This window comes from Paraburkholderia sp. BCC1876, from assembly GCF_902833695.1.
Classification (GTDB): Bacteria; Pseudomonadota; Gammaproteobacteria; order Burkholderiales; family Burkholderiaceae; genus Paraburkholderia.
Genome location: NZ_CADFGI010000082.1, coordinates 1 through 459 on the forward strand (window position 1 = coordinate 1; position 459 = coordinate 459).

Below are 459 nucleotides of genomic sequence, written 5' to 3' on the forward strand. Positions count from 1 at the left end.
GTGGCGGCGCGCGACCTCGGGCCAGTTGATCACCTGGTAGAAGGCCGCGATGTATTCCGGCCGGCGGTTCTGGTACTTCAGGTAGTAGGCATGCTCCCAGACGTCGCGGCCGAGGATCGACGTATTGCCGTGCATCAGCGGGCTGTCCTGGTTGCCGCTGCTCTCCACCACCAGCTTCTTCTGCGGGGTCACGCTGAGCCAGGCCCAGCCGCTGCCGAAGCGCGTCAGCGCGGCCTTGGTGAAGGCGTCCTTGAACGAATCGAAGCTGCCCAGGTCGGCGTCGATCGCGGTGCCGAGCCGGCCTTGCGGCTGGCCGCCGCCGCCGGGCGTCATCACGCTCCAGAACAGGCTGTGGTTGGCATGGCCGCCGCCGTTGTTGCGCACCGCGCCGCGCACCGCCTCGGGCAGCGATTCGATGCCGGCGACCAGTTCCTCGACCGGCGGGAAGGGCAGGCCCGC

Annotated in this window: 1 protein-coding gene; it reads right to left on the minus strand. The window is 69.5% G+C overall.

The features are described from left to right. Positions 1–459 (minus strand): superoxide dismutase (locus tag HWY05_RS37865; protein WP_176061501.1); only part of this gene is annotated, 459 nt, incomplete at both ends.